Origin of the sequence: Spirillospora sp. CA-294931 (assembly GCF_050946795.1) — a bacterium.
Classification (GTDB): domain Bacteria; phylum Actinomycetota; class Actinomycetes; order Streptosporangiales; family Streptosporangiaceae; genus Spirillospora.
The window spans coordinates 567035-586678 of the sequence record NZ_CP192006.1 but is presented as its reverse complement, the minus strand read 5'-3'; the positions used below and the strand labels follow the sequence as shown (position 1 = coordinate 586678).

The 19644-nt window shown below is 69.8% G+C and carries 16 protein-coding genes and 1 riboswitch; of the genes, 5 read left to right on the top strand and 11 right to left on the bottom strand.

Annotated elements, in window-relative coordinates; translation table 11 throughout:
• Positions 1 to 65: 65 nt before the first annotated feature.
• The gene (locus ACQPY4_RS02770) at positions 66 to 2492 is read right to left on the bottom strand and encodes a hypothetical protein (protein WP_433332049.1); all 2427 of its coding nucleotides are present in this window, start codon (positions 2490 to 2492) and stop codon (positions 66 to 68) included.
• 113 nt (positions 2493 to 2605) lie between these two features.
• Entirely contained in the window at positions 2606 to 3163 is a 558-nt protein-coding gene (locus ACQPY4_RS02765) for a TetR/AcrR family transcriptional regulator (protein WP_433332047.1), read from the bottom strand.
• Between the two features lie 158 nt (positions 3164 to 3321).
• Here ACQPY4_RS02765 and ACQPY4_RS02760 point away from each other — a divergent pair, with 158 nt between their 5' ends.
• Both ACQPY4_RS02760 and ACQPY4_RS02755 read left to right on the top strand, forming a co-directional pair.
• Positions 3322 to 4173, top strand: a complete 852-nt coding sequence (locus ACQPY4_RS02760) for a hypothetical protein (protein WP_433332045.1) — start codon at positions 3322 to 3324, stop codon at positions 4171 to 4173.
• Positions 4174 to 4176: 3 nt separating this feature from the next.
• The gene (locus tag ACQPY4_RS02755; RefSeq protein WP_433332043.1) at positions 4177 to 4773 is read left to right on the top strand and encodes a DUF2867 domain-containing protein; all 597 of its coding nucleotides are present in this window, start codon (positions 4177 to 4179) and stop codon (positions 4771 to 4773) included.
• Positions 4774 to 4792: 19 nt separating this feature from the next.
• On the opposite strand, the gene ACQPY4_RS02750 is transcribed toward ACQPY4_RS02755, so the two are convergent.
• The 6 genes from ACQPY4_RS02750 to ACQPY4_RS02725 form a co-directional block, all read right to left on the bottom strand.
• Positions 4793 to 5815, bottom strand: coding sequence for an iron-siderophore ABC transporter substrate-binding protein (locus tag ACQPY4_RS02750; protein WP_433332041.1), 1023 nt, complete (start codon positions 5813 to 5815; stop codon positions 4793 to 4795).
• Between the two features lie 89 nt (positions 5816 to 5904).
• Positions 5905 to 6708 (bottom strand): ABC transporter ATP-binding protein, encoded by an 804-nt coding sequence (locus tag ACQPY4_RS02745; protein WP_433332039.1) that lies wholly within the window; start codon positions 6706 to 6708, stop codon positions 5905 to 5907.
• A gap of 10 nt (positions 6709 to 6718) precedes the next feature.
• On the bottom strand, positions 6719 to 7789 hold the full coding sequence (locus ACQPY4_RS02740) for a FecCD family ABC transporter permease (protein WP_433332037.1): 1071 nt from the start codon (positions 7787 to 7789) through the stop codon (positions 6719 to 6721).
• Positions 7786 to 8820, bottom strand: a complete 1035-nt coding sequence (locus ACQPY4_RS02735; RefSeq protein WP_433332035.1) for a FecCD family ABC transporter permease — start codon at positions 8818 to 8820, stop codon at positions 7786 to 7788. Before ACQPY4_RS02735 ends, ACQPY4_RS02740 begins: the two co-directional genes overlap by 4 nt.
• Before the next feature lie 206 nt (positions 8821 to 9026).
• A complete protein-coding gene (locus ACQPY4_RS02730; protein WP_433332033.1) occupies positions 9027 to 11018 on the bottom strand; it encodes a hypothetical protein in 1992 nt (663 codons plus the stop codon).
• A gap of 104 nt (positions 11019 to 11122) precedes the next feature.
• Positions 11123 to 12154: an AfsR/SARP family transcriptional regulator gene (locus tag ACQPY4_RS02725; RefSeq protein WP_433332031.1), complete on the bottom strand. Its 1032-nt coding sequence runs from the start codon at positions 12152 to 12154 to the stop codon at positions 11123 to 11125.
• Between the two features lie 186 nt (positions 12155 to 12340).
• On the opposite strand from ACQPY4_RS02725, the gene ACQPY4_RS02720 reads away from it, so the two are divergent.
• A complete protein-coding gene (locus tag ACQPY4_RS02720; RefSeq protein WP_433332029.1) occupies positions 12341 to 12601 on the top strand; it encodes a DUF397 domain-containing protein in 261 nt (86 codons plus the stop codon).
• Positions 12602 to 12654: 53 nt separating this feature from the next.
• On the opposite strand, the gene ACQPY4_RS02715 is transcribed toward ACQPY4_RS02720, so the two are convergent.
• The 3 genes from ACQPY4_RS02715 to ACQPY4_RS02705 form a co-directional block, all read right to left on the bottom strand.
• A complete protein-coding gene (locus ACQPY4_RS02715) occupies positions 12655 to 13542 on the bottom strand; it encodes a helix-turn-helix domain-containing protein (protein WP_433332027.1) in 888 nt (295 codons plus the stop codon).
• A gap of 468 nt (positions 13543 to 14010) precedes the next feature.
• Complete coding sequence (locus ACQPY4_RS02710; RefSeq protein ID WP_433332025.1) at positions 14011 to 14448, bottom strand: hypothetical protein; 438 nt, start codon at positions 14446 to 14448, stop codon at positions 14011 to 14013.
• A 10-nt stretch (positions 14449 to 14458) separates the two neighbouring features.
• Positions 14459 to 14776 (bottom strand): ArsR/SmtB family transcription factor, encoded by a 318-nt coding sequence (locus ACQPY4_RS02705; RefSeq protein WP_433332023.1) that lies wholly within the window; start codon positions 14774 to 14776, stop codon positions 14459 to 14461.
• Positions 14777 to 14904: 128 nt separating this feature from the next.
• Between ACQPY4_RS02705 and ACQPY4_RS02700 the strand changes: the two genes are divergently transcribed.
• Positions 14905 to 15813 carry an alpha/beta fold hydrolase gene (locus ACQPY4_RS02700; protein WP_433338776.1) on the top strand — a complete coding sequence of 303 codons (909 nt, stop codon included), beginning with the start codon at positions 14905 to 14907 and terminating at the stop codon, positions 15811 to 15813.
• Positions 15814 to 15890: 77 nt separating this feature from the next.
• Positions 15891 to 15965: riboswitch (S-adenosyl-L-homocysteine riboswitch) on the top strand.
• Positions 15966 to 15979: 14 nt separating this feature from the next.
• Positions 15980 to 19579 carry a methionine synthase gene (metH, locus tag ACQPY4_RS02695; RefSeq protein WP_433332021.1) on the top strand — a complete coding sequence of 1200 codons (3600 nt, stop codon included), beginning with the start codon at positions 15980 to 15982 and terminating at the stop codon, positions 19577 to 19579.
• The last annotated feature ends 65 nt before the right edge of the window (positions 19580 to 19644 follow it).

Here is a 19644-nt window from a genome sequence, read left to right as displayed (position 1 = left end):
GGTTTTGGGGCCGGTCCGATCCCTACCCCCTCAGCGGGTCCTAAGAGTGCCCCGGGTCACGCCGCTCACTTCGTGAGCTGGATCCAGGAGACCGAGGGCGGGACGGGGCGTCCGTCGAGGGTCGCGGTGAACGCCAGGCGGTAGTCGCTTCCCGGGCGGGTCTGCGGGGCCGCCGTGAGGATGAAGGGGACGGCGGCTCGACCCATCGGCGGGACGATCACGGTCGAGGAGGCGATCGGCTTCACCGTCCAGCCGTCGGCGTGGCCGGACAGGACGACCTTCCGCGGCGTCCCGCTGAAGTTGTAGATGTCGAGTGACATGCGGGTCGTGTTCTTCAGGCGGTACCCGAAGGGGGGTTTCGCTTCCCCGTTGTTCTTGTTGGGAGCCGCGTTGGCCGGGGCGTAGCGCTGGTTGAGGACGATCTGCTCGGCCGGGGACGGCTTTCCGGGTTTGCTGGACGCCTTTTCGGGTGCCCGCGCTGTGCGGGTGGAGAGGACGTAGCTCGGGTCGGGCGTCGCCGTGAGCGTGACGGTGCCGCGTTCGGCGTTGACCACGCGGCGGACGCCCATGGTGTCGTAGACCTCGGCCTTGCCGCCGCCGACGGGGACCTTGACCTGGGTGGGCCGCTTCGCCCAAAGCACCGCCGCTGACCTGGTGCCGGTGTCGAAGAGGTGTCCGGTGGCCCCCGGGGGCAGGCCCTGGAGGCGGCTGACGTGGTCGGCCTTGCCGAGGATCGAGGCCATGGCCGCATGGGCGCTGTAGGAGCGCAGGGGCTGGTAGTCGCGGTTGAACAACCCGAAATAGGTTCCCTCGGTGCCGAGGGGCGGTCCGGCGAACCAGAAGTGCTTGTCCACACCGGCCGCCAGGTCCTGGACGGTCGACCGGACGAGGTAGCGGGCCTGGGCGACCTGGCGCTGCCGGTCGGGGTCGTGTCCGGGTGTCTTCAGGAAGAGGCCGAATTCGGTCTGCCAGGTCTGGGACGTCCCGCCGTAGCGGCGCCAGAGGCGGCGCTGTTCGGCCGCGACGGCGGGAACCTCGGGTTCGGCGGCCGACGGGGGCCAGGGGTAGGCGTGGAAGGCCCATGCGTCGGCGTAGCGGACGACGTCGCTCTCCAGCATGAGCTTCTGGTAGGCGAAATTGCCCCCGATGCCCGGCAGGACGATGCGCGGCCGGTTCCCCCGGGTGGACATGCCGAGGGCGGCGGCCTTGACGTAGGCGGCCTGCTGGTCGCCGGTGCTCGCGGTGTCGTCGATGTCCGGCTCGTTCGACATCTGCACCGCGTCCGGCCTCGCGCCGGCGGGCTTGCCGGACAGGTGGCGGGTGTAGCCGTGGGCGACCCGCAGGTCGGCGGGCAGGGGGACCGAGGTGCCGCTCATCGTCCAGTCGGGCGGTCCGGTGAGGACGTGCAGGACCTTGAGGCCCTGCCGGTGGAACTCTCGGGTGACCTTGTCCTGCGGTGTCGCGCGGTAGCGGCCGCGTGCGGGCTCCGCCGCCGACCAGGACGCGTCGTCCCGTATGTAGCCGACGCCCATCCGCTTCAGCGCCCGGGCCAGCGGAGCCAGCTTGGACGAGGCGATGAGCGTGGGAGCCCAGGTGTTGGCGCCGAAGCGGTTGGCCGGGCCGCTGATCGGCGCCCGCCCGGGAAGCTGCGCGAACTGGCCGGTGACCGCCGAGGTGGAGGTGGAGGCCCTGACCGTGAAGTTCCCTGGCCGCAGGGCGGGGAGCGGGGCCTTCGCCGTCGTGGATCCCGCCGGGATCGTGGCGGTACCGGCGGCGACCTCGGCGTCCTGGTAGTCGCGGATCTCGTAGTGGACGGTCTGCGTCGCGGGCGCGCGGCCGTTGAGGCGCAGGTGCAGGTCCGCCGGTTCGCCCGCGCGGTAGACGTTCAGGTCGTTGAGGTGGACGTCGCGGAGTGCCAGGGCGGTCGGGGTCAGGGTGAAGCGGTCGAGCAGGAGCCGGTGGAGCACGGAGCCGGAGACCAGCGCGGGCTCGTCGACCATGAAGGTGATCGTGTTGGCGCCGCGCCGCAGCTCCACGTCGTCCAGCCGGAGGCGGTAGAGGTCGCCCCACGCGTGCGGTGACCCGGCCCAGTGGACCTGGGACCTGGCGACCTGCCGGAACGGGCCTCCGTTGAGCGACAGGTTGACGTGGGAGCCGTTCGCGGCGTCCTCGTTCGTGCCCTCCGCCGGGGAGGTGGCGACGGCGTCCAGCCGGTAGGTCCCCGCCGCCGGGGCGCGCAGGGTGTAGGTGGCGTACCAGCCCTGGGCCGGTGGCCTCCGCTCGGTCGCCAGCGCCAGATACCTGCCGCCCGAGGCTCTGCGGTCGGGCTTGACCGTGAGGTTCGTCCGGGACGGGGCCTCGCCCTCCACGCTGATCGCGCGTGGGTGCTGCCCTTTGGTTTCCGCGTGCGCCGGGTGGACGGCGATGGCCGCGATCACCACGGTCAGCGCGGCCATCGCCCATCCCGGGGCCGTCAGCAAGTCAACGTTCATGATCGAAAGCCGACCATGGCGGGCGGGTCCGTGGCGTCCGCCATCGGTCGAGTGATGCCGACGACCGGCCACTCCCGGGTGGCCGAAGGTCGGCCCGGCGCGGCGACGATCGCCTACGTCGCGGCGGCGCCGGGGGCGGTGAGGGCGAGCGCCGCGTCCAGAAGTGCGGAGGTCAGGGCGGGGAGCCGGCCGGGCGGGGCGGACAGCAGGAAGAGCCAGGCGAAGACGGGGCCGACCAGCAGCGCGTTGAGGACGGCCGGGTCGGGGCGGGTGGCGAGCTCGCCGCGCGCGGCGGCGCGGTCGAGGATCTCGGTGAGGGTCCGGCGCTGGGCGTGCAGGTACTTGGCGTCGAACCGGTCGAGCAGCGCGGTGTCGGCGTGGATGTCGGCCAGGAGGCCGGGGATCGTCCCCGGGGGCGGGGCGGTCATGCTGCCCGCGATCTCGGCGAGCACGGCGGCCAGGTCGGCGCGGAGCGACCCGAGGTCGGGCGCCTCGGCCAGGAACTGGTCGGGCAGCAGGACGTCGAAGATCATCTCCTGCTTGGTGGCGTGGCGGCGGTAGATCGCCGCCTTGCCCACACCGGCGCGCGCCGCCACCTCGCCCATCGTGAGCCGCGCGTACCCCACCTCGGCCAGGAGTTCCAGGACGGCGGAGGCGATGGCGCCGTCCACGCGATCCTCCCGGGGGCGTCCCCCCTGGTTTCGGGCTTGCTTCCGAGCAGACATGGAGTGCATCATACGGAACCCCATGTATCGAAACCAATAGTTCCGGAACTGGTAGTATCGCAACCGAGACTCCAGAACGGCAATCGGAACCGAAGGGGATGAACATGCACGACTCGCTGACGATGAGACCGGCCGTGGCCATTTCGCGGACGTGGGCGCTCTGGTCCGCCATGGCCCTGGCGGCGGTGGCCGCGGCGCTGCACACGTTCGTGCTGACCGACCCGAACCTCGACGCGTTGATGAACGGCGATGCCAAGGCCGAGTCCCAGCAGGGACTGCGGATGATGTGGCACGGCATGTCGGCGATCGCCTGGACCTACCCCGTCGTCCTTCTCCTGATGCCGCGCTATTCGGCGAGCACCACCAGGCCGATCCTCGGCTGCGTCGCGCTGCTGAACGGCTCGCAGGCGGTGCTCTACGCCGTGGCCGGAATCTGGGTCCATGGCGTATCCGGGACGCTGGCGGCTCCCGAATGGACGTTGTACGCCGCCGTGGCCGTCCTGGCCTGGCTGGCCCGCCCGACCGGGCCCGCAGAAACCCACGCGGCACCGCCCCGCCGCAGCCGCAAGCGGCTGGCGCTGCTGTGGTTCGCGATGGTCAACGGCGCCCTGAACGCCATCTTCCACACCGTCCTGGCCACCGCGACCTCGTGGCCGGACGGGCTGCTGGACAGCGACACCGCCGCCGATCCCAAGCTGACCCTGTACGCGATGTGGCTGTTCAGCTGCGTCCTGTTCTGCGCGGTCATGGTGACACTGGCCTGGTCGCTGCGGACGTCCGCGCCCGCCTGCCGCCCCCTCCTGCGCTACCTCGCCGCGCTGGTGGCGATCCTGGCGGTGTCGTGGGGCGGCGCGATCGCCCTTGGGGGCGGGTCGGAACTGCCCGTGGCCGGAGCGATCTCCCTCGGCCTCCAGGCCACCCTCGCCTTCCTGAGCGCACCACCCCGGAGTGAATGACCGATGCGCCTCCCCAAAGCCGCCCACACCGCGCAGCCGTGGCGGATCCACGAGTTCACCGCCGACTTCCGGATCGAGGACGTGTGGTCCTTCCGGGCACCCGGCGCCGGTCCCGACGACTTCACCGTCATGATCGACGCGGTGAAGGCCGCCTACGACACCCGCAAGGAGCCCGCCCCGGTCCGGTTCCTGTTCGCCGTGCGCTGGAAGCTCGGCGCCCTGTTCGGCTGGGACGCCCCCAAGGCGGGCCTGGGCAAGCGGGTCGTCTCGCTGCGCGACCGCCTGCCGAGTGACCTCGTCCGGACCGCGGACGACGCCACCCCGTGCACCGACCCGTTCACCGAGGTGTTCCAGCTCGGCGACGAGGCCGCCCGCGAACTGGCCAACAGGACCGTCCACGACATCATGCACCTGGGCTGGGTTCCGACCGGCGACGGCGGCCACGAGCTGCGCATGGCCGCCCTGGTCAAGCCCAACGGGCTGTTCGGCCGCCTCTACATGGCCTTCATCGCCCCGTTCCGGTACCTGATCATCTACCCGGCCCTGACCCGCCAGTGGGAGCAGGCCTGGCACGACCGCGAGCGCCTCCTCAAGAAGTGACCCCTCGGCGGGGGCGCACCTAGCCGACCGACTTGACCATCTCGTCGATCGCGTAGGGCAGGGACAGCAGGGTGCCCTGGGACATGGCCGCGCCGATCGCCGGGCCCTCGCTGTCCAGCAGGTAGGTCACTTTGCCGTTCTTGACGGCGGAGAGGTTGGTGAACAGCTGGAACTTCTTCAGCGCGGCCGTGTCCGCCTGGTCGTTGATGACGAAGACGCGGTCGACGTCGATGAGGTCGATGCGCTCGGGCGACAGCACGGTGGAGAACTTGCCGCCCGCGACCTTGTCGATCTCGGTGGCGCCCTTGAAGCCGATGCCCGAGATCAGCCGTCCGCGCACGTCGGTGGTGGTGAACGGCGCGACCGAGTTCTTGTACCAGGACACCGCGACGGCGGTCTGGTTCGCGAACTGCGGATGCGCCTTGCGGGCGGCGTCCAGCTTGCCCTGAATGGCCTGGACCAGGCGGTTCCCCTCAGACTCCTTGCCGAGCGCCCGGGCGATGTGCACCGCGTTGTCCTGCCACGGCGCGCTGAACGGCTCCTTCTCGGCCTTGGTCCGGCCCACCGTTGGGGCGATCTTGGAGAGCTTGTCGTAGGCGGCCCTGTCGATCTCGGAGTACACCGCGACGATCAGGTCGGGCCGCAGCGCCGCGATCTTCTCGAAGTTCGGGCCGGAGTCGCCGTTGCTCATGACGACCTCGGGACGGGTGTCGCCCCACTTGTCCTTCACCCAGGGCCACTGGGTGTTGATGTCGGGGGACTTGCCCGGCGGGTTCGGGTACTGGTCGACCATGCCGACCGGCTTGGTGCCGAGGGCCAGGACGGCCTGGTCGTCGGTGTAGCCGACCGTGACGACCCGCTTGGGCGCCTCGGAGATCTTCGTGGACCCGAACGCGTGGTCCACGGTGACCGGGAACGTTCCACCCGCGGCAGCGGGGGCGGCGTCATCCGATGTGGAGCCGGAGCCGCATCCCGCGAGGAGCCCGGCGCCGAGGGTCGCGGCGGCCAGTATCGCCGTCGCCCGCCGCAGGGGCTTTGTCATAGTCGTTCTCTGGAGAAGCACTGGGGATCATCCCTCGCTCTGGCGTCCGCCGCGTCGGTAAAAGTAAGGGAAGCCTAACCTAACTATGATCACTTTCGGACGTGGGCCCGGCCGATCGGCACGATGAGCGGACGGTCCCCCACCGGATCGTCGATCACCTCGGCGCGCAGCCCGAACGCCTCGCGCAGCAGCCCGGCGGTGATCACCTCGCGCGGGTGGCCCTGCGCCAGGATCGCCCCCTCCCGCATCACGACGAGGTTGTCGCTGTACCGGGTGGCCAGATTGAGGTCGTGCAGCACCATCACCACGGTGCGGCCCGCCTCGTGCAGGTCGTCCACCAGATCGAGGACGTCGATCGCGTGCGCCAGGTCGAGGTAGGTGGTCGGCTCGTCCAGCAGGAGCAGGTCGGTGCCCTGGGCCAGGGTCATCGAGATCCAGACGCGCTGGCGCTGACCGCCGGACAGCGCGTCCACGGGACGGTCGGCCAGGTCGGACACCCCGGTCATGGCAAGCGCGCGCTCGACGACGGCGGCGTCGTCCGACGACCACTGCCGCAGCCAGCTCTGGTGCGGATGGCGTCCCTTGGCGACCAGATCGGCCACCGTCAGCCCTTCCGGCGCCACCGGCGCCTGCGGGAGCAGGCCGAGCTTCCTGGCCACGTCCCTGGTCTTGAGCCGGACGATGTCCTCGCCGTCCAGGACGACCGTGCCCTCGACCGGCCTGAGCAGCCGCGACAGCGTCCGCAACAGGGTGGACTTCCCGCAGCCGTTGGGACCGATGATCGTGGTGATCACCCCCGGCGGGATCGTCACGTCGAGGCCGTCGATGACCGTCCGGCCGCCGTACCCGACCGAGACACCCCTGGCCTCCAGGGTGATGTGCCGCGCGCCCACAAGATCTCCTTTATCCGGCTCGCCTGAGGTTCGCCCGCACCAGCAGATAGACGAGGAAGGGACCGCCGATCGCGGCGGTGACCACACCGACCGGCAGCGCGACCGGCAGCGCCGTGCGCGCCACCACGTCCGAGCCGATCAGCAGCAACGCGCCCACCAGCCCGGAGACCACCAGCGGCGGCGTCGGACACCGCACCAGCCGCAGCGCCACCTGCGGCGCCACCAGCGCCACGAACGGGACCGGTCCCGCGGCGCTCACCGCCACACCGGCCAGCAGCACCGCGCACAGCAGCATGACCGCCCGCACCACCGAATACCGGACGCCCAGGCCCGCCGCGACCTCGTCCCCGACACGCAGCGGCCCGAACTGGAACGCGGCGCCCACAACCACGGCCAGAAGGACCAGCGAGCACCAGAACGCCACCCGGACCTCGTCCCACGAGCGTCCGTCGAGCGAGCCGACCAGCCACGCCTGAGCGCGGGCCACGTCCCGGATGTCGGCCGTGACCAGCAGCCAGCTGGTGATCGCCTCCATCGCCGCGCTCACCGAGACGCCGATCAGGATCAGCCGGAAGCCGTCGATCCCCCGCCGCCACGCCAGCAGATAGACCAGCAGCCCCGTGCCGAGACCGCCCGCGAGCGCCGCCGCGGAGACACCCACGGTGCTGGCGATCGCCGTGGCCGTCCCGCCCGACACCGTCACCAGGAACACCGCGACCGCCCCGGCGCCCCCGGTAACCCCCAGAATGTCCGGGCTGGCCAGCGGGTTGCGCGCGATGGACTGCGTGATCGCCCCGGACACCCCCAGCGCGATCCCCACGATCAGCCCCGCCAGAGCGCGCGGCATCCGCAGATCCATGATCACGAACTGGTCGACCCGCTCGCCCCGCCCGACGATCGTGGCGATCACCCGAGGCAGACCGACCGAGAAGTCGCCGACCGCAACGGACAGGCAGAACACCAGAAACGTCGCCGCCGCCAGCACCAGCGTGACGAACAGCAGCCACGGCCGCCAGACGAACGACACATACCCAAGCCGCACCCCCGGCGCGATCGGGGGCTTCGCGTCCGTCTCGATCATGTGTTCCGAAACTTTCCACGCCACACCAGCGCCGCGAAGAACGGAGCGCCGAGCAGCGCGACGACGATGCCCGCGTCCAGCTCCCCCGGCCGGACGACCACGCGCCCAACGATGTCGCACACCAGCAGGACCACGGCCCCGAGCACACCGGCGTAAGGCACCAGCCAGCGATAGTCCGGCCCGGTCAGATACCGCGCCACATGCGCCACCATGAGCCCGAGGAACGCGATGGGCCCGCACGCCGCCGTCGCCGCCCCCGCGAGCAGGGTGATGGCGAGGATGCCGATCGTCCGGTTCAACGCGATGTTCACCCCGAGCCCGCGCGCGACGTCGTCCCCCAGGTTGAGCAGGTTGATGGCCGGCAGCGTGACCACCGCCAGCACCAGCCCGGCCCCGATGAACGCCGCCACCGGCCAGATCACCCCGAACCCGACACCCGCGACCGACCCCGCGTTCCAGAACCGCCACGCGTTCAGCGACGCCTTGTCCGACAGCGTGATCGCCGTCGTCATCGCCGCCAGGAACACCGTGATCCCCTGCCCGGCCAACGCGAGCGTCAACGGGTTCCCGGCCCCCCGCCCGATGCTCGCCAACCCGAACACCACGAATCCGGAAACCGCCGCCCCCAAAGCGGCGAACCACACGTACTGGAACGGATTGGCCAACCCGAACACCGAGATCGCCGTGACCACAGCCACCGAGGCCCCGGCATTGACCCCCAGCAACCCGGTGTCGGCGATCGGATTCCGCGTGCACCCCTGAATCAACGCCCCACCGACCCCCAGAGCGACGCCCGCCACGATCGCCAGCACCGTCCGAGGCACCCGCACGGTCTGCACGATGAGCCTGATCTCGGTGAGCCCCCGATCGCCCCCCGGCTCCGCCACCAGCCCCCGCCAAACGTCCCCAGGCCCCAACGCCCGCGCCCCCACCGCCAGCGAACCCGCCCCCACAACCAGAAGCACCAAAACCAGCACCCCCAACCCCAAGGCACGCCGCCCGCCGGCCCGCTTCTCAATGACCGCGCTCATCCACGCCCATCAAGCCCACACCCACCCCAACCTCCCCAAGGACCCAGAATTAGGCAAGCCTAACCTAACCCTCCGCCCTACCCTCTGGCGCCGGCAGGGATGCTCTAGTCGGGAGGCGCCCAACACGAATGACGACGCTCAGCCTCATCGCGACAAGCGGCAAGGCCCGCAAGCACGAACACTTCCGGGCCTTCGCCGGCAACGGCCTAGAGGATTATCTGTTCGGCGCGCATCTTGGCGTGACGCACCCAATCGCCTCCTTCGGCGGCCACCTGCTCCAGAATCCGCAGAGCGCTGCTGACGCCCGTGTCATCCAGGGCCAGACGCCGCAGGTAGATCATGTCGTCGCCCAGGGACTCGTCCACCTCGGCGAGCTGCTCCACGGTCACGTCGAATCGCTGCCGGTTGATCAGCACTAGGCGGAACAGCTGCAGCATCACGGGTTCCGGACCCGTGCCCGAATTCGGCTTCGGCCCCGGCTTCTCCTCGGCTTCGGCATCCGGCGACGCCTCCCCTACGGTGTCTGGCCCCGCCTGGCGCCGTTTGCGCTTATTCGCCGGGAGAACTCCCCGTCCGTTCTCGTCGAAGCAGATCCCGATCTCGATGATGCTCGCCGAGGCGACCGCGTCGTAGCGGAACGACGTCCGCCGCTGATTGCTCAGCGTCCCGCTGGCGAAGTCCAAGTGGACGGCGATCTGCCGGACCCCGAGGTTGGTGAGCAGGTAGACCCACACGATGTAGGCCGAGTAGCGCCAGGGACCGCGGCGGACCCGCGACCGGCGGGCACCCGGCGCCGGCTCACTGAGCATCGCCTCGGCGATGACCTCCTCGCTCTCCATGCCGTACTGGTTCAGCACCAGACTGCGGAAGTAATGCTTGTCGTCGTCCAACCAGCGGGCCATCTCGGTGTCTTCGGGCCGGTCGGCCAGTTCGTCCAGCCGCTCCTGGTACAGCCTTTCCTCGACCCGCAGCCGCCGTGCCGCCGAGACCCGCTCGCCGTTCCTGTGCAGCAGCCGGACGAGGAAGACATCCCCGCGGCTTGCCGGAAGCAGCAGCACGGCGCAGAAGGTGAGACCGAGCGGGCCGGTCGCACGGGCCGGATCGGCGAGAACGATCTCGATCACGGTACCGAGCGCCGTGGCCGCGAGGGCGACGGCCGCGAAGTCGAACAGCACCGCGGCTCTCGGCCGGATGACGAGCGTCTCGGCCCGGAAGCGTTTCCAGGCGTCCTTGGCATGTCTCTTGATCAGGTAGTCGACGCCGCCCGGCGGGACCTTGGGGCTGCCGTAAACGCTCGCGTACTCCCTGGCCAGCGCCGCACGGAGAGTCCGTGTCGTCGCGGTCCATCCCTCCGTGCTCTCGCCGTCGGCCCCGTCCCGCCGGACGCGCTCGAAGACTCGTTTGACGGCGGCGGCCATGGTGTCGCTCGTTTCGGGCGCCGGATCGTCCTGCCATGGGGAGAAACGCGCCGGGAAACGGACAGGCGCGAACCAGGCGAGCACCGATACGCATCCGAACGCCGAGACTGCCAGCGCCAACGCCACAGGGCCACCGTGCCCAAGGGACAAAGCCTCACCCCACGCGACGCCCGTCGTGCCCATGACGACGGCGCCCGTGAAGAACACCGTTTGGAACGGGCGGAGCGCGGGGCGCGGCGACAAAGTGCTCTGCGGCGGGTGGGGAACCGGTTCGAAGAACTTCGGCACCCTTTTACCGCGCTCGTTCGCGAGCCTCTGGTCGCGGACCCGTTCCGCGTGCGCGTGCTCGAACTGCCGCCGCAGCCCGGTGGTGAACAAGGTGTCCAAGTGGCGGCGGATCTCCTCGCGACGCGCCTCGGGCAGATCATCGAACGAGGCCAGGATCTGGTCCATCCTCGCCGTCCTCGCCGCGTCACCCTGGGGCCCCTGGAGCAGCACGACCAGATCTTTGATCACCTTCGCCGCGGTGAACCAGCCGTCACGGCTCTGACCCGCCTGCTCCCAGGCACTCTGAAGCCGTTGGCGGGCCTCGGAGTCCAGGTCGGCCAGCGCCTTGCCGCTCAGTATCGCGAGCATCCAGTAATAGGCGGCCTCGCCGGTCCGGTACCCCTCACCGATGATCGACATCAGCAGGTCCTGAGCCGGAAGGGGGATCTTGGAGGTGAGGTAGTTCTTGGCGACCCAAAGCCGCCGCTCCGGCGGATCGTCCGGCTCGGCCACGTAGATGGTGACCTCGTCGTTGAAGACGCCCTGCGCACCGACCGTCCCATCGGTGCTGGAGAACCTGAGCTCCGGGTCGTCCCTGGGAGGAACCTTCTGATCGCTCACGATGCCGTCCCGTCGGTGTCGTCCTGCGGTCGCTCACTCCGCTCCGACTCCTTCTTCTTGGGCGCGACGCCGAGATTGATGGTGACCTTCTCGTTGAAGTCCTTGGCCTGCGCGCCGATGGTCGAGTCCACGTTGTGGAAGATCGGACGGTCGTTCCGCTCGCTCATGGTCGTCGTCTCCTCTGTCGGTCCTGCGACGGAAGTGAGGGGGTGGGCGCTTCCCGGGGACGAGGCGGGGAGCGGCGCGAGGGCGAGGTCCCGGTGCCCGTTCAACTCGGGGTCGTGGTCCTCGATGCGCCGGGCCAGGTCGGTGAGTTGATGGCTGACCGGCCGTTCAAGACAGCGCTCGGAGCGCTCCCGGGCCCGGCGGAAAACGCTGAGCGGGGTCTCGGGCCCTCCGACGCGGTAAGCCGTGAACATCCAAGTGGCCACGAACGCCTCATCGAGCAGGGCGTCGGCGTTGTCGTCGAGCATGCGGCATTCCCCGGCCACCTGCTCGTAGCCGCCGTTCCGGGCGATGCGCTCCAGCCGGAAGAGGTGAGCGTCACGGTGCTCGAGCCGCAGCTTCTCCCGGTTGCTTTCGGCCCAGGAGCCGGGGAGGCCCGCCAACGGTCGGCCATACAGACCGTGACCCTCGGTCCATTCGGCCAAGGCATCGTCCATCATCTGAATCGCCGCGTCCCCGTCCAGGCCCTTCGCCTTCGCGGCTTTGCCCCGGAAACGATCCAGGTCGGATTCCTCTGAACGCATCACCAGCTTGTAGGCGTCGCCCGTGGTCGGCACTGGATCGGGTGACCCAGGGACGGCCAAGCGGAGTCGTTGCCGAAGGTCACTGACTATCCGGGTCAGCCGGGTGTCCCGGCCGAGCGGGTCGGGCTCGTCCCAGAGGATCTCGGCCAGCCGTTGCCGCGAGACCGGCTGACCGCGCTCCAGCACCAGGACCGCGAGCAGGTGCTGGCATTTCTGCTGGAAGTCGAGCCTCCGCTCGCCCAGCAGGGCTGTGACAGGGCCGAGGACCTGGTATTTCATCACTGCCTCCTCACGCGTCGTGTGCGTACGCGCAGCGGTTCGGTGGACGGATGGACGGATGGACGGCGGACAAAAAACGGACCGCGAGCGGGCCGAGGGCGGATCGGCGGCGGACTCGCAGCGGAGGTGCGCCCCGGAATCTGGTGTCAGCGCAAGAAGCGCGAAACCTCAGAGAAGGGAAAAGCGATGGGAAAGACCAACGAAATGCCGGAGTTCGATTTCCGGTGTGACGGCGGGGGCTGCGTCATCGTCGAGCGTGTCGCCGGGGCCGTCGTCATCAGGGATTCCAAGAACCCGTTCCAGCCCGGGCTCGTCTTCAGCCGGAAGGAGTACGCGGACTTCCGCCGACGGGTGCGTGAGGGGCGGGGCACGTGGCTGCGTGAGCACGTCGTCCAGTCCGTCCACCGAGCCGTGCGGCTCGCACTGACCTGGGTCGGATCCGCCTGATGAGGCAGGGGCGCGAGGGCCGAAAGGCCCTCGCGTCTCCCGAGCGGTCACCGTCATCGTCCCACTGCTCTCAGTTCGGCGGCGAGCACGTCGAGAAAGGGACGGATATCGTCGCCGTATCGGGCGGACGTGGCCAACGAACACCACTTCCGGCGATAGCGCGTGACGCTCTCCGCGTCATTGACGGTGAGATTGGCGTGCACGGTCTCGACCATCGCGATGGTCTCGCCGCGGCCCGCTCGCGAGTCGTCGCGAAGATCGAACAAGGCGAATCCGTGTGGTACATAGGTGACGGCCTCGGCGGCATGAGGGAGCAGCCCGATCGTCACGTTGTCGAGCGTGGCCAGTGACGCGATCCGGTCGAGCTGCGCCAGCAGCAGGCGGGCGGGACCGGGACGCCACCGCAGCGCCGCCTCGGTGATCAGGAATTCGAAGCGGCGGGCCTGGTCGAAGAGGGCGAGCTGCCGGTCGAGCCGTCCCGCCACAGCGGCCGACAGGTCCGCCTCGGTGCCGTCCGGCGCGAAGAAGGCGAAGACGCGGCGGGCGTACTCGGCGGTCTGGAGGAGCCCCGGGACGATCGCGTTCTCGAAGACCATGACCCGTTGCGACGCGCTCTCCACCTCCTGGATGTCGCCCTGAAGGTGCGGGCGGCCCCGCAGCGTCTGCGACCAGCGATGCACCTCGGTGAAGGCCACCTCGGTCAGCGCTTCGAGAAGCGCCGCCGTGTCGGGGGACGCGTTGACGGCCGCCGACCAGGCGGACACCTCGGGCGCGGTGGGCAGGGTCAGGCCCGACTCGATGCGCGACACCTTGGACTGGCTGATGCCGATCCGATCGGCCAGCTCCCGCCCCGACACCCCGGCGAGATCGCGGAGCCGACGCAGCTCGACGGCGAGCCGACGCTGACTGCTCGGCGGTCCCGTTCGGTCAGGTTCAGCCACCCGGCGTCCCTTCTCGTCCACGATTCCTTGTGAATCAATTTGAATCACCCATCACCCAGACGTGCCCTGCTTTGAGGGAAGCCTCGATAAAGCCGCATGTCAACGGCCACTTCCGGTCGCCCGAACGGTGAGTTTCGCCGTGGTTGAATCGCCATGAATCATCTATGGACCGGCCCAAGGCGCGGTCACACCCTCGCTGGACGGTGGGGGCGGGCCGCGGGATGGCCTTGGCCGCGGGTGCTGGCTGGAAAGCGACATCGCTGAGCGGGCGCGTTTGAGCTGCGGTGGTTTGGGGTGGTGACGGGTGTCCGCTCTTCGGCACGTCTTCGGGGGCCGAGTCGAGTGGCGGGCGGACGCAGGTCGCCTCGGCACCCCGGCCATGGTGACGGGATGCGTCGCGGGCGACATGAGTGACTGGGGCGGGGCGGAGGGGGAGGTCTACTTGCAGTCGGGCGGGCTGGAGAGCGTTTAGTGCTTGGTCGCCTCGCGGAGTTCGGCGTTGAGCGCTTTTGAGCGTTCGTGCTCGCCGAAGTCGCGCAGGGCCCCGGCGTACTTGAAGACGATGTTGTCGCTCTTCGGGTCGTCGAGGCAGCGCTGGACCCAGGTGAGCGTGAACTGCATGGCCCCGCCCTCGCGGACGGCGAGCACCTCGTTCAGGCCCATGCCCTCGCCGTCGATGACGCGCTCGACGCCGGTACAGGTGTCGGCCAGGAGTTCGGCGAGATAGACCGAGTAGCCCAGGCATTTCACGGCCCGGAAGGACGGGTCTTCGTCGGGGTCGTCGGCCATGGATTCGAGGACGCCCTGGACGAACCAGACGCTCTCGTCGGTGCCGTCCAGGCGGGCGCCCCGTTCCCGCGCCCAGGCGAGGAAGCGGTGGGCTTCCGCCAGAAGTTGATCGCTCACGCGCCGCAGGTTACTTCGCGCCGGGGCGGTGGTGGTGGTCCAGGACCAGATCCAGGAGGCCGGGGAAGCGGACGTCCAGGTCGCCGCGGCGGAGGGTCAGGTAGAGCTTGCGGCCCGATCGGCGCTGGTAGATGACGCCGCTCTCGCGTAGGGCGCGCCAGTGGTGGGTCATGCTCGACCGGGACTCGTCGGGGAGAATCTCGCCGCAGAAGCGCTCCTCGCCGGACGCGAGGGCCTGGGCGATCTCCAGGCGGACCGGGTGGCCGAGGGCCGCGAGGACGTCCACGAGCTCGATCTCCTCGGTGGACGGATGGTGCAGGACGGGCATCGTTCCACTGTACGCGGGTCTCGTATCGACTCCTCGGCGGCGAGTTTGCGTTTCGTACGAACATCTCGTACGGTTCGATCGTACGAAAAAATCGTATGGTCGAACGATCTAGGGAGTCCTTCTTGGACGTGCTTGCTTCCGACGCCGGTCTGGCCGCGTCGCTCGACGGCGGCTTCTCCAGCCGCCATGCCGACGTCAACGGCGTCCGCCTGCACTACGTCACCGGCGGTGAGGGCGAGCCGCTCCTGCTGCTGGGCGGGTGGCCGCAGACCTGGTGGCAGTGGCACAAGGTCATGCCCGCGCTGGCCCGCCGGTACCGGGTGATCGCCGTCGATCTGCGGGGCATGGGCGGCTCGTCCAAGCCCGAGGGCGGTTATGACAAGAAGACGATGGCGCTCGACATCCGCGAGCTGACCCGGCATCTGGGGCTTGGCCGCGTCAGCGTCGCCGGGCACGACATCGGGGCGATGGTCGCCTTCGCGTTCGCGGCCAACCATCCGGACGCGGTCGAGAAGATCGTCCTGCTGGACGTCCCGCATCCCGACGAGAACTGGTCGGCGATGCGGCTGCTGCCCGAGCCCGACCAGCACGTCGACTCCGACATCGGGTTCGGCGCGCGCGTCTACCTGTGGTGGTTCGCCTTCAACCAGGTGCGCGGCCTGCCCGAACGCCTGCTGGACGGCCGGACGCGGCTGCTGGTCGACTGGCTCTTCGAACGCCAGGCGCACGACCCGGGCTCGATCGACGAACGCTCGCGCGAGATCTACACCCGGGCGTACTCCACCGCCGACGCCGTCCGGGCGGGCAACCGCTGGTACCAGGCGTTCAACCGCGACATCGTCGACGCGCGCGCCTACCCGAAGGTGACCGCGCCGATCCTGGCACTCGGCGGCCAGGCGAACTATCCCTTCCTGAAGGAGGTCCTGCCCTCGAAGGGCACGCGGGTGGAGGTGACCGAGGTCACCGACTGCGGGCACTACATCCCCGAGGAGCAGCCCGAGGTGGTGATCGACGCCGTGCGTTCGTTCCTGGGCTGAGCGAGACCGGTCCATGGGCCGTTCCGGCGTGCCCATGGCCGTTTCAGGTGACGGAGGTTTTCGGTAGTCTCGGAACTCAGGTCGAGAGGCGCTGCAACGGGCTTGGCCCGCCACGCTCGGCCTGCACCGGACTGCAAGGGCGCCTCCCACAACGGGAGGTGACCCGATGGTTAACGATCATGGCAGCGAGCTCCGCGAGTTGTTCGGCCGCAAGGTCGTGGTGCTCGACGGCGCGTGGGGCACGATGCTCCAGGGCGCAGGGCTGACGCCAGACGACTATCGGGTCGAAAACCATTCCCGGGACGTCACCGGCGACCCCGACCTGCTGAACATCACCCGTCCGGACGTCGTCCTCGACATCCACCGCCAGTACCTGGCCGCGGGCGCCGACATCACCACCACCAACACCTTCACCGCGACGAGCATCGGCCAGGCCGACTACGGCCTGGAGTCGATGGCGCGGGAGATGAACCTGAAGGCGGCCGGGCTGGCACGCCAGGCCGCCGACGAGTTCGGCGGACGGTTCGTCGCCGGTTCGATCGGCCCGCTGAACGTCACGCTGTCGTTGTCCCCCCGGGTGGAGGACCCGGCGTTCAGGGCCGTGACCTACGACCAGGTCAAGGAGTCCTACGCCGAGCAGATCAGGGCCTTGGCCGACGGCGGCGTCGACGTGCTGCTGATCGAGACGATCTTCGACACGCTCAACGCCAAGGCCGCGATCACCGCCGCGCGCGAGGTCGCGCCCGAGCTGCCGCTGTGGATCTCGGTGACGATCGTCGACCTGAGCGGGCGGACGCTGTCCGGGCAGACCGTCGAGGCGTTCTGGAGCTCGATCGAGCATGCCGAACCGCTGGTCGTCGGGGTGAACTGCGCCATGGGCGCCGAGGAACTGCGGCCCCACGTCGTCGAGCTCTCGGGGCTGGCCGGCACCTACACGGCCTGCCACCCCAACGCGGGCCTGCCGAACGCGTTCGGCGGCTACGACCAGACCCCCGAGGAGATCGGCCGGCTCCTGCGCGAGTTCGCCACCGAGGGGACGGTCAACGTCGTCGGCGGCTGCTGCGGCACCTCCCCCGCCCACATCGCCGAGATCGCCAAGGCCGTGGACGGATTGGCGCCGCGCGAGGTCCCGGCACGGCGCCCCCGAGCCCGCTTCAGCGGGCTGGAGCCGTTCGAGATCGGCGCCGACACCGGCTTCGTCATGATCGGCGAGCGGACCAACGTCACCGGCTCGGCCAAGTTCCGCCGGCTGGTGGAGGGCGACAACCACCAGGCGGCCGTCGACGTCGCGCTCGAACAGGTCCGCGGCGGCGCCAACCTGCTCGACGTGAACATGGACGCCGACCTTCTCGAAAGCGAGAAGGCCATGACGACGTTCCTGAACCTGATCGCGACCGAGCCCGAGGTGGCCCGGATCCCGATCATGGTCGACAGCTCGCGGTGGAGCGTGCTGGAGGCCGGGCTCAAGTGCGTCCAGGGCAAGGGCGTGGTCAACTCGATCAGCCTGAAGGAGGGCGAGGGCCCGTTCCTGGAGCAGGCCCGGCGCATCCGCGACTACGGCGCGGGCGTGGTCGTCATGGCCTTCGACGAGAAGGGCCAGGCCGACACCACCGAGCGCAAGGTCGAGATCTGCGCGCGCGCGTACGACCTGCTCGTCCAGCAGGCCGGGTTCGAGCCGGGCGACATCATCTTCGACCCGAACGTCCTGGCGGTCGCGACCGGGATCTCCGAGCACAACGGGTACGCCAAGGCGTTCATCGACGCGCTGCCGCAGATCAAGGAGCGCTGCCCCGGCGCGCTGACCAGCGGCGGCATCTCCAACCTGTCGTTCTCCTTCCGCGGCAACGACGTGGTCCGCGAGGCGATGCACTCGGCGTTCCTGTTCCACGCCGTCAAGGCCGGGCTCGACATGGGCATCGTGAACGCGGGCCAGCTCGCGGTCTACGAGAACATCCCCGCCGACCTGCTCGAACTGGTCGAGGACGTCCTGTTCGACCGCCGCGAGGACGCCACCGACCGGCTGGTCACCTTCGCCGAGACGGTGAGCGGCTCGGGCACACGCCGCACGGTCGACCTGTCCTGGCGCGAGGCCCCGGTCGAGAAGCGGCTGGCCCACGCGCTGGTGCACGGCATCGTCGACTACATCGAGGACGACACCGAGGAGGCGCGGCAGAAGGCGCCGCGTCCCCTGGAGGTCATCGAGGGTCCGCTGATGGACGGCATGAAGATCGTCGGCGACCTGTTCGGCGCGGGCAAGATGTTCCTGCCGCAGGTCGTCAAGAGCGCGCGCGTGATGAAGCGCTCGGTCGCCTACCTCGAGCCGTACATGGAGGCCGAGAAGGAGCGGGCGCGCCTGGCCGGTGATGTCGGCTCCGATCGGGGCAACGGCAAGGTCGTGCTCGCCACGGTCAAGGGCGACGTCCACGACATCGGCAAGAACATCGTCGGCGTCGTCCTCGGGTGCAACAACTACGAGGTCATCGATCTGGGCGTGATGGTCCCCGCCGCCAAGATCCTCGACACCGCGGTCGCGGAGGGCGCGGACGCCATCGGCCTGTCCGGCCTGATCACCCCGTCCCTGGACGAGATGGTCACCGTCGCGTCCGAGATGCAGCGCCGGGGCCTCAAGCTGCCCCTGCTCGTCGGCGGCGCCACCACCTCGCGCCAGCACACCGCCGTCCGCATCGCCCCCGCCTACGAGAAGACGACGGTGCACGTCCTGGACGCGTCCCGCGTCGTCGGCGTCGTGTCCAACCTGCTGGACGCCGACCGCGCCGAGGAGCTCGACAAGACCAACCGCGCCGACCAGCAGCGGCTGCGCGAGCAGCACGAGTCCAAGCGCCGCAGTCCCCTGCTCCCCATCGACAAGGCCCGCGCGAACCCCGAACGCGTCGACTTCGCCGACCTGCCCGTCCCCGAGTTCACCGGCGTCCGCACCGTCTCGCCCACCCTGACCGAGCTCCGCGAGATGATCGACTGGCAGTTCCTCTTCCTGGCCTGGGAGCTGAAGGGCAAGTACCCCGCGATCCTCGACCAGCCGGTGGCCCGCGAGCTGTTCGACGACGCCAACACCCTCCTCGACGAGATCATCGAGAAGAACCTCTTCGAGGCGCGCGGCACCTACGGCTTCTGGCCCGCCCGCTCCGAGGGCGACGACATCGTGCTGGACGACCTGCGCCTGCCGATGCTCCGCCAGCAGACCGCCAAGCCCGAGGGCCGCCCCAACCGCTGCCTGGCCGACTACATCGCCCCCGAGGGCGACCACCTGGGCGGGTTCGCGGTGACCATCCACGGCGCCGAAGACCTGGCCGCCACCTACGAGGCCGTCCACGACGACTACCGCGCCATCATGGTCAAGGCCCTGGCCGACCGCCTCGCCGAGGCGTTCGCCGAGCACATCCACCTGGAGGCCCGCCGCGCCTGGTTCGAGCCGGACGCCGCGCCCGCCATCGAAGACCTGCACGCCGAACGCTTCCGGGGCATCCGTCCCGCGCTCGGCTACCCGGCCAGCCCCGACCACAGCGAGAAGCGCGCGCTCTTCGACCTGCTGGGAGCCGAAGACCTCGGCATGGCCCTCACCGAGTCGTACGCGATGACCCCCGCCGCCAGCGTCAGCGGTCTCATCTTCGCCCACCCGTCCTCGCGGTACTTCACCGTGGGCCGCATCGGCAAGGACCAGACCGAAGACTACGCGGACCGCCGCGAGATGTCCCTGGCCGAAATCGAGCGCTGGCTCCGGCCCAACCTCGCCTACGACCCCGCCTGACCCGGCGCCGCGGCCCACCGTCCACGGATTGTGAGCGGGTGACGTCATAGAGTGCTTTCGCTTCG

What these genes read in the sequence shown, in the direction of transcription:
- ACQPY4_RS02770 (WP_433332049.1), bottom strand. Translation starts at nt 2,492, where the DNA reads ATGAACGTTGACTTGCTGACGGCCCCGGGATGGGCGATGGCCGCGCTG.
- ACQPY4_RS02760 (WP_433332045.1), top strand. Translation starts at nt 3,322, where the DNA reads ATGCACGACTCGCTGACGATGAGACCGGCCGTGGCCATTTCGCGGACG.
- ACQPY4_RS02755 (WP_433332043.1), top strand. Translation starts at nt 4,177, where the DNA reads ATGCGCCTCCCCAAAGCCGCCCACACCGCGCAGCCGTGGCGGATCCAC.
- ACQPY4_RS02750 (WP_433332041.1), bottom strand. Translation starts at nt 5,815, where the DNA reads ATGACAAAGCCCCTGCGGCGGGCGACGGCGATACTGGCCGCCGCGACC.
- ACQPY4_RS02740 (WP_433332037.1), bottom strand. Translation starts at nt 7,789, where the DNA reads ATGATCGAGACGGACGCGAAGCCCCCGATCGCGCCGGGGGTGCGGCTT.
- ACQPY4_RS02735 (WP_433332035.1), bottom strand. Translation starts at nt 8,820, where the DNA reads ATGAGCGCGGTCATTGAGAAGCGGGCCGGCGGGCGGCGTGCCTTGGGG.
- ACQPY4_RS02725 (WP_433332031.1), bottom strand. Translation starts at nt 12,154, where the DNA reads ATGAAATACCAGGTCCTCGGCCCTGTCACAGCCCTGCTGGGCGAGCGG.
- ACQPY4_RS02720 (WP_433332029.1), top strand. Translation starts at nt 12,341, where the DNA reads ATGGGAAAGACCAACGAAATGCCGGAGTTCGATTTCCGGTGTGACGGC.
- ACQPY4_RS02705 (WP_433332023.1), bottom strand. Translation starts at nt 14,776, where the DNA reads ATGCCCGTCCTGCACCATCCGTCCACCGAGGAGATCGAGCTCGTGGAC.
- metH (WP_433332021.1), top strand. Translation starts at nt 15,980, where the DNA reads ATGGTTAACGATCATGGCAGCGAGCTCCGCGAGTTGTTCGGCCGCAAG.